The organism is Nonomuraea sp. NPDC049709 (genome assembly GCF_040674815.1).
Taxonomy (GTDB): Bacteria; Actinomycetota; Actinomycetes; order Streptosporangiales; family Streptosporangiaceae; genus Nonomuraea.
In genome coordinates, this window is sequence record NZ_JBFANM010000013.1 from 77122 (window position 1) to 93508 (window position 16387).

Sequence of the window (16387 nt, forward strand, 5' to 3'; positions counted from 1 at the left end):
TGGCTATACGAAGCAATGTAGCGCTACAGAAGCTACTATAGCGATATGACCACTCGAGGACGGAGCGGCAACGCTCGCGACCGGCTGCTGCTCGCCGCCGCCGAGTTGCTGGACGGCTCCGGCGAACGCACGTTGTCGACCCGCGCCGTGTGCGAGCGCGCCGGCGTTCAGGCGCCGACGCTCTACCACCACTTCGGCAACAAGCAGGGCCTGATCGACGCGGTGCTCAACCACGGGTTCACCCAGTACGTCCAGCCGCATGCCTCCAGCGGCTCCGCCGACCCCGTGGACGACATCCGTCAGGGCTGGGAGCGTCACGTGCGGTTCGGGCTGGATCACCCCACCTTCTACGCGCTGCTGTACGGGCAGGTCGAGCCGGGCAGGCCCTGCGCCATCACCGCGCCCGCGCACGCCATGTTGCGGGAGCTGCTGACCGAGGTCGCCCGCCGTGGCCTGCTGGGCGTCCCCGTGGACGACGCGGCCGAGCAGATCCTGGCCGCGAACGTCGGGACCACCCTGTCGCTGATCACCCAGCCCGAGGGTGAACGCGACATGGGGCTGTCCGATCGCGTCCGCGAAGCGGCGCTGGCCGCCGTCCTCCACCCGACCGCGAGACAACCGGCACTCGACCGGGCGGCCGCCGCGGTGACGCGGGCCGGCGCGGCGCTGACGCTGCGCACGCTTGTCGACGAAGACCCGACAGGGCTGACGGCCGGCGAGCACGGCCTGCTCCGCGAGCTGCTGGACCGGCTCGCCGGGTCCGGATCGCGGCCTGATCCGGCCTGACCCGGCCTGGCCCGAGCACCGAACGCGGGCTCCGGCGCGGGCCTCCAGATCGCAACAAGGAGGCCATCGCCCTATGCTTCCGCCCATGACTTTTCCGCCCTATACACAAAACTCTCCCAGTCAGGAGATTTCCGATTTACTGCCTCCCGCGGAGGCAGAGCCCGCGGAAGGGGGCCCGCGCCAGGAGGACGACGACAGGGTGGGCGTGCTCGACCTGCTCGAAAAGGTGGGATCAGTCGTCGTCCCGCTCGGCGTGACGTTGTACGCGCTGCTCTACATGGGTTACCAGGGCATGTACGCGATCTTCGGCATCACCCCCGAGCAGGCGGGCATCGACCAGTCGGTGCTGCTGGGCCGGCTGCTGGGCACGCTGCTGCCCCTGCTGATCCTCGGCGCCATCGTCGTCGGCATCCTCATCAGCCTGGGCTGGCTGCTGAACGTGATCACGCGCGGCTTGGTGGGCCGGGCCGTACAGCGGACCCGGGAGCAGCCGTGGATCATCGCCGCGCTCGCAGCGGCATGGGCGGGTGCGTCCTATCTGGGTTGGATGTACTTCGTGACCGCTCTGGACGCCGCCGATCCCACCGCAAAAGTGTCCGTCGAAGCCAGTGACGTGCTCGTCGCGGCCGGGATCGGTGTGCTGGCCTACCTCGTGCCTTTCCGCCTGCTGCGCCGCAAACCGATGGGCCGAGCGGGGCTGAAGGTGCTGGTCGGGGCGCTCACCGGGATCGGGCTCGGCTACCTTCTCATGATTCAGATGATCTACGGTGCGATCGCGGTGCTGGAGAAGGGGGAGTCCACCGCCCTGCTGGACGCCGTCGGCTTCCAGACGCAGTGGGCCAAACTCCAGGACAGCAGCGGCAAGCCCCTGTACGACAGCCGCTGGATGATGGTGCTCGGCGAGCGCGAGGGAGGGTACGCCATCTATGACTGCGACAAGGCGCTGACCTTCCGCAAGTTCTCCGAGAGCACGATCCTGACCGAGGTCCAGATGTGGCCCCCCGACCGTAAGAAGGGCTTCACCTGCGGAAGCCTCGCGGAGTAGGGCTCAGGCCCCCGGGCGTTCAGCCCTCTCCCGGTCCCCGGCCCACCGGTATCGCCGGTGAGCCGGGCCCGCAGGCCACCGATACAGCCCGGCGGAGACCACCAGGGCGGCGGGCCGACCGTCGTGGGACTACAAGGCCCAGGCTCCGCCGTGGGACTACAAGGCCAGGCTTCTGCGCCGGAACAGTGCCAGCCCGGCCGCCGTCAGTGCGGTGGCCGCGATGACCAGCGCGACGAGCGGCCCGGCCGTCACGGCAGCCGCCGGGATCGGGGGCACGTGGGTGAACGGTGACAGGTCGCGCACCGCCTCGGTGGCTGGACAGCAGGACGGTCGCCCCGCGAACGCTCACCTCGCGGACGGTCTGCTGGAAGGCCGCCTCCATCAGCGGGTCCAGGCCGGAGGTGGGCTCGTCGAGGACGAACAGCTCGACGTCGGAGGCGAAGGCGGCGATGAGCGCCACCTTCTGCCTGTTGCCCTTGGAATACGTGCGGCAGCGCTTGGTCGGATCCAGCTGGAAGCGCTCGACCAGCTCCGTGCGCCGGGCTCTGTCCAGCCCACCGCGCAGGTGGCCGAACAGGTCGATGGCCTCCCCTCCGGTGAGGTTCGGCCACAGGCTCACGTCGCCGGGCACGTAGGCCAGCCGGGTGTGCAGGCGTACGGCGTCCCGCCAGGGATCGCCGCCGAGCAGGCTCACCGTCCCGGCGTCGGCCCGCAGCAGGCCGAGCAGCACGCGGATGGTCGTCGTCTTGCCCGCGCCGTTGGGCCCCAGGAACCCGTGCACCTCGCCGGTGCCGACCCTGAGGTCCAGGCCGTTCAGTGCCCGGCTCGTACCGAATGTCTTGACCAGACCGGACACCGCGATGGCGTCAGTCATCGTGATTCTCCTTCGGGGATGTGCGCTCGGCCTCGTCGAGCGCGGCCTGGATCCGGCGCGCGTCCTCGAGGCTGAGGAGTGGGTGCGAATAGAGGTCGACGAGCCCTCTGGCGAGCAGGCGGTCGCCGCGCGGACTGGACACGTCCGCGCCGATCGCCCGTGACAGGTGCTCGTGCAGGATCCCGACGGACAGGGCCATCGACGTGGCGATGGCCGCGCGGATCCGCACGTCGACGGCGGGGGGATCGGGCCGGCTCCGGTCGGCTTCGAGCAGCCACGGCACGGTCAGCCGTACGAGCTCGTCGAACAGAGCGCCCGCCGAGCCCTCGGCCAGCGCCCGCATCATGTAACGGCGCTGGGACTCGGGGACCGCGCGCGCGGCGAGCACCGAATCGAGCGCACCCGAGGTGAAGCCGGCTCTGGCATGGTCGTTGGTCTGGCGGATCGTCTTGATCAGGTGCTCGTCGCAGGCCTCGCGCAGGCCTTGTTTGGTCCCGAAGTGGTGACGCACCAGACCGGGCGAGACCCCGGCCGTCTCGGCGATGCCGCGCAGGGACGCCCGCTCGTAGCCGAGTTCGCCGAAGTGCTGGATGGCCGCGTCCCTGATGCGCGCCCGCGCGGTCAGGTCTTCGGGAGCTGCTGCTGTCGTCATGTCGCCACTCCTATTCGCATGGACAGCTTACTGCTGCATCGCGTCAAGAAACTATCCGCTTGGGTAGTCGCCGGAACCTTCCCTTGAAACTCGTATTCCAATTCGATTTTCGATGCTAGGGTGGCCGTCAAAGACGCGCCAAGGAGGCATCGCGATGTTGAGGCCACGTGCCACCGCCACCCGTGAGCTGGTCAATCTGGACGGTCTGTGGCGGTTCGCGGTCGATTCCGCCGCCGGCGAGCGGCCGTGGAGCGGGACGCTCGACACCCCGCTCGAGGCCGCGGTGCCGGCGAGCTACAACGACCTGTTCACCGACTCCGCGATCCGCGATCATGTCGGCTGGGTGTGGTATCAGCGGACCGTGCGCGTGCCGCGCGGCTGGACGGGCGAGCGGGTGTTCCTGCGCGTGGACGCCGCCACGCACGAAGGGAGGGTCTACGTCGACGACGTACTGGTCGCCGAGCATGTGGGCGGCTACACGCCGTTCGAGGCCGACATCACCGAGCAGGTGACGCCGGGCGCGGAGTTCAGGCTCACCATCGGCGTGAACAACGAGCTGACCGGCCGCACCATCCCGCCCGGCACGATCACCGTCACGCGCGACGGGCGGCGGCAGCAGACCTACCTGCACGACTTCTACAACTACGCCGGGCTGGCCCGCTCGGTGTGGCTCCGCAGCGTCCCCGACGTGCACGTCGAGGACATCACGATCGTGACCGGCGTCGAGGCGGGCTCCGGGACCGTTGCCTACTCCGTCCGGACCAGCGCCCCCGGGCACGTCCGGGTCCGTGCCGTGGACGCGTCGGGAACGGAGGTCGCCGCCGCCGAGGGCGCGAACGGCGTGCTCCGGATCGAGAACGTGACGCTGTGGCGGCCCGGCGCGGCCTACCTCTACGACCTGGTGGTCGAGGTGCTCGACGGGGACCGGGTGGTCGACACCTGCACCGAGCCGTTCGGCGTGCGCACCGTCGAGGTCCGCGGCACGCGGTTCCTCATCAACGGCGAGCCGTTCTACTTCACCGGCTTCGGCAAGCACGAGGACTCGCCGGTGCGCGGCAAGGGCCATGACGACGCCTACCTCGTGCACGACTTCCAGCTCATGGACTGGATCGGCGCCAACTCCTTCCGCACCTCGCACTACCCCTACGCCGAGGAGGTGATGGAGTTCGCCGACCGGCACGGCATCGTCGTCATCGACGAGACCGCGGCCGTGGGGCTCAACCTGGCGGTGCAGGGCGGGCTCTCCGGCGTGCCGCCCCGGCCGACCTTCTCGCCGGAGACCTTCGGCGAGGCCACCCGTGAGGCGCACGCCCAGGCGATCCGCGAACTGGTCGCCCGCGACAAGAACCATCCCAGCGTCGTCATGTGGTGCGTCGCCAACGAGCCGTCCTCCGCCGAAGAGGGCGCCCGCGAGTACTTCGAGCCGCTGGTGGAGCTGACCCGCAAACTCGACCCCACCCGTCCGGTCTGCTACGCCGCCGTCATCTTCGCCACGCACGAGAACGACCGCATCGCCGATCTGTTCGACGTCCTTTGCGTCAACCGCTACTACGGCTGGTACATCGCCACCGGCGACCTGGCCACCGCCGAGACCTACCTGGAGCACGACCTGCGCGGCTGGGCGGAGAAGTTCGGCAAACCGATCATGATGAGCGAGTACGGCGCCGACACCCTGCCCGGCCTGCACTCGGTGTGGGACACCCCGTGGACCGAGGAGTACCAGCAGGCGTACCTCGCGATGAACCACCGCGTGTTCGACCGGATCGAGGCGTTCGTCGGCGAGCACGTGTGGAACTTCGCCGACTTCCAGACCTCCCATGGCATCCACCGTGTGGACGGCAACAGGAAGGGCGTGTTCACCCGCGACCGCAGGCCCAAGGCCGCGGCCCACGCGCTGCGGGCCCGCTGGACGGCGCTCGCCGGCCGCAAACCGGCGGGCACGGAGGACCGGCGGGGCTCCTCGGGGCCGTACGCCTCCTGAAGGCCGTCGCGTGCCGCCGGGCGGCTTCGGTCAGGTCAGGGCGAGGAGGCTGACGGCGACCGCGGCGGCACCCAGGCCGACGAGCTGGCCGCGACCGACGCGTTCGGCGAGCACGCCACGGGCGAGCAGGACCGTGCCAGCCGGGTAGAGAGCGACGATCACGGCGACGACGGCGAGGTCCCCGCTGCGGGAGGCGAGCAGGAACAGCAGGTTCGCCACGGAGTCCAGCGCACCCGCGGCGGCCGACATCGCGTAGGCGGGCCGCTCGGGACCCAGCTTGCGGCGCATAAGCCCGGCCGCGGCCAGGGTGAGGGCCGAGGAGACGGCCCGGCCCACGATCAGCGGAGCCACCCCGCTGTCGGACGGCGCCTGATGCAGGAAGATCAGCTGAAGGGCGATCGCGGCGCCCGCACCGAAGGCCAGCAGCAGCGCGGCGCGGGAGGGGCGCGCCGCGCCCGCGCCGTGCCCGGCGCTGATCAGCACCACCGCCACGAGCGCGAGCGGCAGGCCCACCAGCCCGGCGGCGGACAGGTGCTCGCCCTGCAGCAGACCCGCGCCGACGGGCAGCACGGCGGACACCAGCGCGGTCACCGGCGACAGCACGTTCATCGGACCGATCGCCAGGGTGCGGTAGAGCAGGGCGAACGCGGCGGCCGAGGCCACCCCCGAGGCGGCACCCCAGCCGAGGGCCCCAGCACTGAACGACGCGCCGAGGACCGGCCACAGCAGCAGCTCGATCGCGAGACTGGCCGGGGCGGCGATCATCACGGTACGCAGCACATGAGCCTTGCGGGCACCGAGACCGCCGAGGAAGTCGGCGCACCCGTAAGCGAGCGAGCTGCCCAGGGCCAGCATGAGAGCGATCACAGCACATCCTTCACTACCAGTACAACGACCAGAGCGTACAATAGATTGACCGAGTAGGGTTAATCAAACGACCGCATGGTGCATTGAAGTGGTCCAGCTGTGAGGATGGTGATCAGATGGCCGAGACGGCAACAGCCCTGCGGACGGTGGCGCACAACGTCCGGGCGGCCCGCAACCGTGCGGGTCTGAGCCTGGACGAGCTCAGCCGGCGCGCGCAGGTCAGCAAGGGCGCGCTGGTGGCGCTGGAGAAGGCCCAGGGCAACCCCAACCTGGCCACCCTGGTGCGGCTGGCCGACACCCTCGGCATCTCGGTGTCCGCCCTCATGCAGGGACCGTCCGAAGGCCGCGTCCGGGTCGTGACCGCGGGCGCCGTCACGCCGCTGTGGACCGGAGAACGGGGCGGCCAGGCCCGGCTCATGCTGACGACCTCGGGCCCGGCCCCGGTCGAGGTGTGGCGCTGGGAGCTGGAGCCGGACGAGGAATACGCCAGCGACTCCCACCAGGCCGGAGTCGTGGAGACCGTCAGTGTCACCTCCGGCCGGATGATCCTGATCATCGACGGCGCCGAGCACGCCGTCGAGGCCGGGCAGACCGCCACGTACAACGGTGACGTCCCGCATGTCTATCGGGGCTCGGGCACCGGGACCTGCAGTCTGATCATGACCGTCCAGCTCCCGCCCGGCCCTGCTTGACCGCCCGGCTCTCCAGTGACCGGCCGGCCGCTGCTCAGGCGGTGTCGCCGCCGTCCGCGAGCAAGGTGCTGCCGGTCATGAAGGCCGACAGGTCCGAGGCGCAGAACAGGACGACGCGCGCGATGTCATCAGGAACGCCGACCCGGCCGATCGGGCTGTCGAGCATGAGGTCGGTCGGCGGGACGCCGTCGGGCATCACGGCCGCCGCCATCATCATGTTGCCTTCCGTGGGGACGAAGCTCGGTGCCACCCCGAGCACCCGGATGCCCAGCGGAGCCAGCTCCAGGGCCAGCTCGCGCGTCAGGCCGCGGGCGGCGTGCTTCGAACCGACGTAGGCGGCCAGGCCGGGCGCGCTCGCGCGGAAGCCGGCGGTCGAGACGATGTTCACGATGACACCGCCCCTGCGACCATCCCCGCCGCCATCCCGGCCATCACCTGGGCCATCACCTGGGCCATCACCTGGGCCATCACCTGGGCCATCACCTGGGCCGCCGCCTGGGTGGCCGCCTGGGCCTGCCGCCGACATGCGGCGGGCCGCCTCGCGCGCGCCGACGAAGACGCCGCGCGCGTTCACGGCGAACACCTGGTCCCACGTTTCCTCGCTCATCTCCAGCAGCGGGACGCTCGGGAAGATCCCGGCGTTGTTCACCCACACGTCCAGGCCGCCGAGCTCGGCGACCGCGCGGTCGGCCGCCGCGGCCACGGCCGCCGCGTCCGTGACGTCCATGGCGGCGCCGATCGCGCGTACCCCGTGGCGTTCCGTGAGCTGCCCGGCGGCGGTCACGGCCAGCTCCTCGTCGATGTCGCCGATCAGCAGGTCGGCTCCCGCCTCGGCCAGGCGGAGCGCGATCGCCTTGCCGAGCCCTCGGCCTCCTCCGGTCACGACCGCGCGTCGCCCGTGCAGGGAGACGAGCTCGGCCAGGGATCTGCCCGACACATCGGCAGTGGACATGAATGATCTCCTTCAGTGTGAAAGGGGCCGGCGCCGGGAGAAACGGCCCGGGCCGGCGTGGAACGTGCGGCCGTCCGGGAAGCGGACTTGCGCCTGGGCGCCGCCGGGCACGTCGACCGAGATGGTCAGGTGATCGTCCTCGACGCGCCAGCCGACGGTGATCAGTCCCTGCGGGCTGTCGTAGGTGCCCGTGGCCCAGGTGATCGCTTCGTGGAGCACGGGCGCGACGACGAAGGACTCCCACCCGGCGGAGCCCGGGGCCTGGCGCAGCCCGAGGGTGTGGGTGTGCAGGAAGCGGATGACCGCGCCCTTGCTGTAGTGGTTGAGCGACGCCGTGGCGGTGCCGTCCTCGGACACGCCGTCCCAGTCCTCCCAGATGGTCGTCGCGCCCCGGTCCAGCATGCCGAGCCACGAGGGGGACGACCGCCGGTACAGCACCGAGTAGGCGACGTCGGGACGGCCCGTGTCGGCCAGGACGGGCAGCAGGTCGGCCGTCGAGAGGAAGCCGGTGCCGAGGTGGCCGCCGGCGGTGCCGATCAGGTCGACGAGGTGCCGGGCCGCCTTCTCCCGCGACTCCTCCGGGACGAGGCCGAAGGCCAGGGCACGTACGTAGCTCGCCTGGGTGCCGGCCTTCGTGCGGCCCTCCGCGTCCAGGAACTCCGTCTGCCATGCCTGGCGTACCATTCGCGCCGTCCCGCGGTAGCGGGCCGCGTCGCCGGCGCGGCCCAGCACCTCCGCCACCGCGGCGAGGGTGTTGACCGAGCGGTACAGGTAGGCGGTGCCGACCTCGCCCTTGTCCGCCGCGTACCAGGCGATGGGGTCGGCCATCACGGGGTCGATGAGGGTGCCGTCGGAGGCGCGTCGCCTCGGCTCCAGCCACTCCCCCCAGTGGAAGGAGCCGTCCCAGACGAACTCCTCGTGGGGCAGGGGCTCGGCCGACCGTTCGACGCGGGAGGGGTGCCGGGCGTGGCGGGCGGTCGCGAGCGCCCATTCGACCCAGCGGCGCATCGCGGGCCAGTTCTCGGCGAGGGCGGCGGTGTCGCCGTAGGTCTCGTACAGCACCCACGGGACCAGGACGACGGCGTCGCCCCACCCGGCCGAGCCGGTGATCGCGTCCGCCATCGGATCGTCGTGGATCTTGAGCCGGTTGGCGTCCGGCGAGGAGTTGACCACGCGGCCGTCCGCGAGCTGGTCGTCGCGGACCGAGCGCAGCCACTTGCGGCTGAAGCCGTCCACGTCGTACAGGCGGGCGGCGGTCGGGGCGAAGATCTGGTAGTCGCCGGTCCAGCCGAGGCGCTCGCGGGTGGGGCAGTCGGTCGGGAGGTCGACGGCGTTGCCGCGGAAGCTCCAGCGGGCGGTTTCGTGCAGGCGGTTGAGGTCGTCGTCGCTGCACGCGAAGGTCGCCGTCGGGCGCAGGTCGGTGTGCACGACCTGCATGGTGATGCTCGCCGGGGCCACGGCCCGCGACATGCGCGCGTAGCGGAAGCCGTGGACGGTGTGCCGGGGCTCGAACACCTCGCCGGGCCTGCCGGAGGAGACGACCTCGTCGCGTTGCGCGAACGGGATCGGGCTCTCGCCCGGCCTCTGGCTGTCCAGGTGGCTCGTGGTCAGGTCTCCGGTGGGGTCCAGGTGCTCGCCGTGGTCGATCACCGTGCGGGTGCCCGCCGGGCCGAGGTCGGTGAGGGTGATCCAGCCGGAGGCGTTCTGGCCGAAGTCCACGATGTACGCGCCGTTGTCGTGCCGGGTCACCGAGCGCGGGGCGAGCTGTTCGACCCGTCGCACCGGCGGGGCCGGCGAGTAGCTGATCGGCGGTGCCGTGACGGCGTCCACCAGGACCGGCCGGGGCGTGCCGGGCGGGGCGGTGAAGTCGGTCGTCTGGCCGTTCATGAGGTCGGCCGCGACGATGTGGCTGGGGCGCGAGGTCCAGCCCGCATCGGTGACCGCGACCGTCTCGGTACCGTCGGCGTAGCGGACGTGGAGCTGGAGCCGGGCCGCGGTGGCCGTGCCCCAGCAGTCGCGCCTGCGCCAGGTGCCGTTGCTGCCCCGGTACCAGCCGTCCGAGAGCAGGATCTCCAGGTCGTTGGCGCCGCCGCGCAGCAGCTCGGTGACGTCGGCGGCCTGGGCGTGGAGCGTGTCCCCGTACGAGGTGCAGCCCGGCGCCAGCTCGGCCGTCCCCACCCGCGTGCCGTTGACGAACGCCTCGTAGCCGCCGAGCGCGGTGGCGTACAGCCGGGCCTGGGCGATGTCGACGCGCAGGTGCGCGCTGCCGGCGAGGACGTGAGCGGGACGGGGGTCTTCGCCGTCCTCCCGCGGGGAGATCCAGCGTGCCGACCAGTCCCGGTCCAGCAGGCCCGACTCGAAGGCGTGCCAGGACGACCAGTCCGAGGCCTCCTCGCCGCGCCGGGCGCGGACCCGCCACGCCACGGACTGGCGGCTGCGCAGCGGCGGCAGCGGCCATTCGACGAACAGGTGCCGGGCGGAGGGGACGTCGGCCACCGCCCGCTCCTCGCCGTCCACGCGGAACCGCAGGTCGTAGCCGTCCTGCCCGCTCCACGTCGGCGGGAGCTTCCAGGACAGCGACGGCCGCTCCTCGGAGACCGGGAACTGGTCGCCGCCGGCGTCGATCCGAAGGTCGTAAGGTGCGCCCATGCTCAGCGCACCGCTTTCACGCGGGTGAACACCAGCAGCCCGCCGATCAGCGCCAGCGCCGCTCCCGCGAGGTAGAGGAGCGTGTAGTTCTTGTCGCCGCCGCTCGCACCGATGCCGATGACGAACGGCGCGATGAGCGGTGCGATCGCGCTCGGGAGCTTGTGCGCGAACGCCACCACCGCCATGTACCGGCCGGCCTCCTCCCGGCTGGGCAGCACGGCGAGCACGATCGCCTGGTCGACGGCGCTGAAGAACGCGATCGCGAGCTGCATCAGCACGGAGCCGATCATCAGCGTCACGAAGGTGTGGGCGAAGGCCTCGACGATCCCGCCCGCGACGAAGAAGAGCGCGCCGATGAGGGCGAACAGCCGTCGCCTGCGCAGCTTGTCCGACAGGTAGCCGCCGCCGACCGCGCCGAGGGCCGCGGCGACGACGCCGGCCACGCCGATGATGGCCACCGTGCCCGCGACCTCCCGGACCGGCAGGTCGAGGCGCTGGGCGTAGAAGAACGTGGTGAACGTCGTGTTGAAGTACAGGCCCAGGAAGAACATCAGGCGGCCCAGCCAGTTCCACCCGAAGTCCGGATATTTCCGGGGATTGAACACGTAGCTTGCGGCCAGCGTCCGCACCGACACGGGCGCGCTGCGGACGGCGCCGCGCGTGCCGGCCTCCCTGCCCACGACGATGAAGACCGCCAGCAGCACCGCGCCGACGAGACCGGGCAGGACGAAGACGAGGAACGTGCTGCCTGCCACGGCGGAGGTGATCCCGATGCCGATGATGGGGGCGATCTGGCCGGTCAGCCCGGTGAAGCCGCCGATCTTGCCGCGCTGTTCCTCGGGGATGCGGTCGGCCTGCACGTTGAGGATCGCCTGCGCGGCCGTCGCCCAGCCCAGCATCGCGACGATCCAGCCGGCTCCCACGAGCAGCACGTTGGGCGCGACCGCGATGCCCGCCAGCGCCGCCAGGCCCAGGGCCAGGCCGGCCAGCATGAAGGGGCGGCGGCGGCCGAGGCGGCTGCGGGTGCGGTCGCTCCACACGCCGAGCAGCGGGCTGAGCACGAGATAGATCGTCTGCGCGGTGCCCGTGACGTACCCGAGCACCTCCTCGCGTCCGGGGACGAGCTCGTCGATCCGCACCGCCAGCGAGAACGACAGCGGGACGACGAACGCCATGGAGATGCCGAAGTTGGCGGCCATCATCCAGAAGATGTAGCTCGCCCGTGCCCTCGGCAGGTTGTCGGACTCCGGGGCGTCGAGGGGTTCGAGAGAGGGGGGAGTGGCCATGAACACCCTTCCAGAGAAGTCAGGGCCAGAGAAAGCGCAGCTCATTACTTAAGCGCATCAGTAACCTACCGTTGACCGCCGGCCAGATCGCAAGACATCTGCCCGTAACAACTGCGCAACGGAGACATGAGTCACATATGTGTTCCAGCACGTCATACGATGAAGTGACATGACACCCCCAGCAAAGCGGGCCACCAGCGCCGATGTCGCCCGGGCGGCCGGCGTCTCCGCCACGACCGTGAGCTACGTGCTCAACGACACGCCAGGACAGTCGATCCCGGAGGAGACCAGGCGCCGGGTCCTGGAGGCGGTCAGGCAACTCGGCTACCGTCCGCGGGGCTCGGCCCGCTCGCTGGCCGCGGGACGCAGCGACGTCGTGCTGCTGTCCATCCCGCATCTGTCGATCGGCCCGGGGATCACCCGGTTCGTCGAGCAGTTCGCCACCAGCCTGGCCCAGGCCGGCTTGACCCTGGTCACCCACCTGGCCGGAGCGCCCGGCCGGTCACTGCCCGACGTCTGCGCCGCCATCGACGCCTCGGTGGTCGCCAGCCTCGACCCGCTCGACGACGACACCGCGCAGGCGTTGCGCCGGGCGGGGGCAGACCTCGTCTTCACCACCGAGGTCGAGGCTCATCCCACCATGCGGCGCATGGGCCGCCTTCAGGCCGAGCACCTCATCGACCTGGGCCATCGTCGCCTCGGCTACGCCATGCCCGAGCACCCGTTGCTCCGCAGGATCGCCGACGACCGGATGCGCGGTGTCGCCGAGGCCTGCGCACACGCCGGCCTCGAACCCCCGCTGGCGCTCGATACCAAGCTCGACACAGCCGTCATGGCCCGCGCCGCGCGGCGCTGGCGGCGGGAGTCGGTGACGGCGGTGTGCGCCTACAACGACGAGGTCGCGATCGCGCTCCTGACGGGCATGCGCCGCGCCAGGCTCACCGCGCCCGGCGACCTGGCGGTCGTCGGCGCCGACGACATCCCGCTCGCCCAGGCGGCCGAACCGCCGCTCAGCACGATCGCCTTCGACCTGGAGAAGGTGGGCAGATCCCTGGCGGACGCGGTGGTGGCCAGCCTGTCGGGCCGAAAGCCGCGGCTGCCGCCGACCTCAATGGACCCGCACGTCGTCCACCGCGCGTCGACCTGACCCCGGGGCCTACGCGAGCCCGCCGCGGCGGGCGACCTCGCCGAGCCAGGCCAGGCTCGGCTTGGGCTTGCGCTCGAACGTCTCGCGGTCCACGGCCATGAGGCCGAACGTGGGCCCCCAGTGACCCCACTCGTAGTTGTCGACCGCGGTCCAATGGATGTAGCCGCGCACGTCGATGCCTTCGTCCATGCAGGCGAACAGGTGGCGCAGGGCCTCGTCGGTGTAGGCGATGCGGCGGGTGTCGTCGGGGGTGGCGATGCCGTTCTCGGTGATGAGGATCGGGGTGTGCCCGGTCGCCTCCCAGGCGTGCCGGACGGCGATGCCGATCGCGTCGGGCCGGTAGGCGTTGCCGGTCATGGTGCTGTCCGGGGCTTGCGGGTGCGGGACGACGCCGTGCTCGTCCACGGCCTGGCTGGAGTAGGACTGCACGCCGATGAAGTCGTCGCCGCGGGCCGCCTCCAGGTAGAGGTCCTCGCGGACGTAGCGCAGCTCGCGGAGCTTGTCCTCGTTGCCGGGCGTCGGGGTGAGGGCCTGGCAGGCCACCGTCCAGCCGACCGCCGCGCCGGTGTGCTTCTTCAGGATCTCGCGGGCGGCGTCGTGCGCCTCGGCCAGGCGGTGGCCGACTTCCGGGTCGGGGTTCGGCAGCACCGGTCGCGCGGCGCCCTCCACGGTCGGGCTCATCCACGACTTGGCGTCGCCGGACTGCGCGGCCCTGCTCATGGTCACCATCAGGGCGAGCATGTTCGGCTCGTTGATCGTGCAGACCCACTCGACCCCGTCGAGAATGCCGGTCACTGCCTGGACGTAGGCCTGGAAGCGCTCGATCGCCCGCTCTCCCATCCAGCCCCGCTCCTCGGCGAACCAGCGCGGGTTGGTGAAGTGGTGCAGCGTGACGACCGGGGTGAGCCCCAGGTCGAAGGCGGTGTCGATCATCCTGCGGTAGTGGGCCAGCTCGGCCCGGGAGAAGTGCCCCGGAGACGGCTCGACGCGGGCCCACTCGATGCCGAAGCGGTAGGTGTCGAGCCCGGCCTCGGCCAGCAGGCGCATGTCCTCGGCGTAGCGGTGGTAGCTGTCGCACGCGTCGCCGCTGCGCTCCATGCCCGGCATGCGCTGCTCGAGAACCCACCAGTCGCTGTTGACGTTGTTGCCTTCCACCTGGTGTGGCGCGGTCGCCGCGCCCCAGAGGAATCCGGGTCGGGTCATCGTTCGATCCTTGCTCGAGACTGCGGGGTCGGCACACAGTAACACCGAAACTCGAACTGCGATACTATTTTGGAGCGCCGGGCGAGGGTCGGCGCGCCGCCGCGATACCATCAAACCCGAATAGGAGTACGAATTTAACGCCGCCGGAGGAGACCGTGACCCAGAGCACCAGCCGCGGGCCGTACGCCAAGACGGCGGCGATCCGCCGCCGGGTCGTCGAAGCCTGCGTGGACGCCTTCGGCCAGACCGGTTTCTACGGCGCGACCATGAAAGACATCGCCAGACGCGCCGGCATCAGCTACACGGGCCTGCTGCACCACTTCTCCAGCAAGGAGGAGCTGCTCGCGGCCGTGCTGGAGCTGCGCGACGAACGCGGCACCGCCTACCTCGAATCGGCACGCGCCCTCGACCCGACCGCCAACCCCGTCGAGAGCCTCCGGGGCATGCTCTCCGTCATCGTGGACAACGAGCTGCAGCCCGGCCTGATGGAGTTGCACTGTGTCGTGTCGGGGGAGGCCACCTCTCCCGACCATCCGGCGCACGCCTACTACGCCGAGCGCTACCGCATGCTCCGCCGCTTCTACGCCATGGCCTTCCAGGCCCTGGCCGAACGCGGAGAGCTGCGCTCGGCCAGCGATCCGGAGACGCTCGCCACGATGACCATCGCGCTCATCAACGGCGTGCAGGCCCAGTGGCTCTTCGACCGCGACTCGGTGCAGATGGAACGCTCGATCCGGGAATTCCTGGTCGCCGCCGTCCCCGCGCTCGCCGGACGTGCCGGAGCGCGCCCCTGACAGGCTGCGCACCTGATTCCCTCATCCGACCGCCGGGTCACGAGGCGGCGCGGTGGAGCGGCGGACGACCAGGATCGGCGTGACGGAGACGTGCGCCGCGGTAACCGCCTTCCTCCGGGTAGGACGTGGCGACGACGGCGATCTCGCCGGCGAACCCGTGCTCGCGCATCACGCGCTCGTTGATCTCGGCTCTGATGTGCGCACGCCGTGGGCGAGGTACTCGTCGCACCGCCGGCGCTGTGCATGCTCGCCTCGCATCCCCCGATGGACACAGGCCGCGCACGTGTCCGTATCTGTGCGCTTGATCTGTCCTCTTGATCAACACGCTGGTCAACCATCTCTCACTTACCCCGCAAAGACCGCCTATCACTCCCTGCTCTCATACGCCGGACCGCCCCGCCGGCGCTTCGGCGGCGAGCCCGGCGCCTGCGGCCGGCAGCGCCCGCTACGCCTGGGTGCTGGCGGACCGCCTGGTCGATGCGGCGGTCGGGCACGATCCACCTGATCGCCGCGCCGACGTAGCACGCCAGGGCGATTGCGATCCCGATCTGCCCGCCGCGGTCGATCACCAAGGCGCTGAGGATCGCGGCGACGTAGATCAGTAGGGAGACCTTGCCCTTGATGTCGCGGCCGATCGCCCCGCGCAGCGGCGACTCCGCCCCCTCGTTCCGGATGATCATTGCCAGGAGCACGAGTTTCGCGATGGCCGCCCCGAGCAGGTTCAGGCCGTAGACGACGCCGGGGATCTGCGCGAACTGCGAATGGTCCAACCAGGCCGTGGTGAACGGGAGCAGCGACAGGCAGAACAGCAGCGCCAGGTTGGCCCACAGCACCCCGCCGCTGATGCGCGCCACCAGGTGGAACAGGTGGTGGTGGTTGTTCCAGTAGATGCCTACATGGATGAAGCTGAGCAGATAGGTCAGCAGCCCGATGCCGGTGGTGCGGATCAGGTCGGAGAATTCGTGCCCCTCCGGCACGCTCAACTCCAACACCATGATCGTCATGATGATGGCAAAGATCGCATCGCTGAATGCCTCCAGCCGGCTGGTCCTCACCGCGCGATCACCCTTCTCCTCGGGGTCAAAACGCAAGGTCAGGCTACCTGGGGCATGCTCGGGAGCGGCGGGCTGACGGGGTCGCCGCGGCTCACCGGAATGTGCCGCGCGGTCCGGAGATCCATCGACGTGTATGGGAACGAGTACTGAGAAGAAAGCAGCCTCTCCGGCGATCACGAGCAGCCCCTGCGGGACCTTCGGGCGATCTTCTCTGACAATCGAGGGCGTTTGTGACAACGTGCCGCCGGGGCCGCGAGGTTCCTCGGACGGCGCGAGCGCCGGGCCGAAAAGCCCGGTAGATCCCCGGCGCTGAGCCGATCCCCGGCCGTGGGCAGGGCAGTCACGAAACTCCTGCGTCACCACCGCATAGCCGTACGTGTCACGGCAAAGCTTGGTCAAGGTTT

Annotated in this window: 15 protein-coding genes; 6 read left to right on the top strand and 9 right to left on the bottom strand. The window is 70.7% G+C overall.

The features are described from left to right. The first annotated feature begins 45 nt into the window (after positions 1-45). Positions 46-786 (top strand): TetR/AcrR family transcriptional regulator, encoded by a 741-nt coding sequence (locus AB0J69_RS15240; RefSeq protein ID WP_364117180.1) that lies wholly within the window; start codon positions 46-48, stop codon positions 784-786. Between the two features lie 85 nt (positions 787-871). Then, positions 872-1831, top strand: a complete 960-nt coding sequence (locus tag AB0J69_RS15245; RefSeq protein ID WP_364117182.1) for a hypothetical protein — start codon at positions 872-874, stop codon at positions 1829-1831. Positions 1832-1850: 19 nt separating this feature from the next. On the opposite strand, the gene AB0J69_RS15250 is transcribed toward AB0J69_RS15245, so the two are convergent. Continuing rightward, positions 1851-2705, bottom strand: a complete 855-nt coding sequence (locus AB0J69_RS15250; protein ID WP_364117184.1) for an ABC transporter ATP-binding protein — start codon at positions 2703-2705, stop codon at positions 1851-1853. Next, positions 2698-3357 (bottom strand): TetR/AcrR family transcriptional regulator, encoded by a 660-nt coding sequence (locus AB0J69_RS15255; protein WP_364117185.1) that lies wholly within the window; start codon positions 3355-3357, stop codon positions 2698-2700. Before AB0J69_RS15255 ends, AB0J69_RS15250 begins: the two co-directional genes overlap by 8 nt. A gap of 154 nt (positions 3358-3511) precedes the next feature. Between AB0J69_RS15255 and uidA the strand changes: the two genes are divergently transcribed. Then, entirely contained in the window at positions 3512-5338 is a 1827-nt protein-coding gene (gene uidA, locus AB0J69_RS15260; RefSeq protein WP_364117187.1) for a beta-glucuronidase, read from the top strand. Between the two features lie 30 nt (positions 5339-5368). On the opposite strand, the gene AB0J69_RS15265 is transcribed toward uidA, so the two are convergent. Next, positions 5369-6205, bottom strand: coding sequence for an EamA family transporter (locus tag AB0J69_RS15265; protein ID WP_364117188.1), 837 nt, complete (start codon positions 6203-6205; stop codon positions 5369-5371). A 116-nt stretch (positions 6206-6321) separates the two neighbouring features. On the opposite strand from AB0J69_RS15265, the gene AB0J69_RS15270 reads away from it, so the two are divergent. Further along, positions 6322-6897, top strand: a complete 576-nt coding sequence (locus AB0J69_RS15270) for an XRE family transcriptional regulator (RefSeq protein ID WP_364117190.1) — start codon at positions 6322-6324, stop codon at positions 6895-6897. A gap of 34 nt (positions 6898-6931) precedes the next feature. On the opposite strand, the gene AB0J69_RS15275 is transcribed toward AB0J69_RS15270, so the two are convergent. From AB0J69_RS15275 to AB0J69_RS15285, 3 genes are read right to left on the bottom strand one after another with little or no spacing between them, the layout of a single operon-like run. Next, positions 6932-7849: an SDR family oxidoreductase gene (locus AB0J69_RS15275; protein ID WP_364117192.1), complete on the bottom strand. Its 918-nt coding sequence runs from the start codon at positions 7847-7849 to the stop codon at positions 6932-6934. Positions 7850-7861: 12 nt separating this feature from the next. After that, the gene (locus AB0J69_RS15280) at positions 7862-10498 is read right to left on the bottom strand and encodes a family 78 glycoside hydrolase catalytic domain (RefSeq protein WP_364117194.1); all 2637 of its coding nucleotides are present in this window, start codon (positions 10496-10498) and stop codon (positions 7862-7864) included. Positions 10499-10500: 2 nt separating this feature from the next. Then, entirely contained in the window at positions 10501-11784 is a 1284-nt protein-coding gene (locus tag AB0J69_RS15285) for an MFS transporter (RefSeq protein WP_364117196.1), read from the bottom strand. Positions 11785-11953: 169 nt separating this feature from the next. Here AB0J69_RS15285 and AB0J69_RS15290 point away from each other — a divergent pair, with 169 nt between their 5' ends. Beyond that, entirely contained in the window at positions 11954-12931 is a 978-nt protein-coding gene (locus tag AB0J69_RS15290; protein WP_364117198.1) for a LacI family DNA-binding transcriptional regulator, read from the top strand. Between the two features lie 9 nt (positions 12932-12940). Here AB0J69_RS15290 and AB0J69_RS15295 read toward each other — a convergent pair whose 3' ends face one another. Then, complete coding sequence (locus AB0J69_RS15295; RefSeq protein WP_364117200.1) at positions 12941-14134, bottom strand: family 1 glycosylhydrolase; 1194 nt, start codon at positions 14132-14134, stop codon at positions 12941-12943. A gap of 155 nt (positions 14135-14289) precedes the next feature. On the opposite strand from AB0J69_RS15295, the gene AB0J69_RS15300 reads away from it, so the two are divergent. Continuing rightward, positions 14290-14928, top strand: coding sequence for a TetR/AcrR family transcriptional regulator (locus AB0J69_RS15300; RefSeq protein WP_364117202.1), 639 nt, complete (start codon positions 14290-14292; stop codon positions 14926-14928). 37 nt (positions 14929-14965) lie between these two features. On the opposite strand, the gene AB0J69_RS15305 is transcribed toward AB0J69_RS15300, so the two are convergent. Both AB0J69_RS15305 and AB0J69_RS15310 read right to left on the bottom strand, forming a co-directional pair. Next, a complete protein-coding gene (locus AB0J69_RS15305; RefSeq protein ID WP_364117204.1) occupies positions 14966-15097 on the bottom strand; it encodes a hypothetical protein in 132 nt (43 codons plus the stop codon). Positions 15098-15269: 172 nt separating this feature from the next. Further along, complete coding sequence (locus AB0J69_RS15310; protein ID WP_364117206.1) at positions 15270-16382, bottom strand: TMEM175 family protein; 1113 nt, start codon at positions 16380-16382, stop codon at positions 15270-15272. Positions 16383-16387 lie beyond the last annotated feature (5 nt).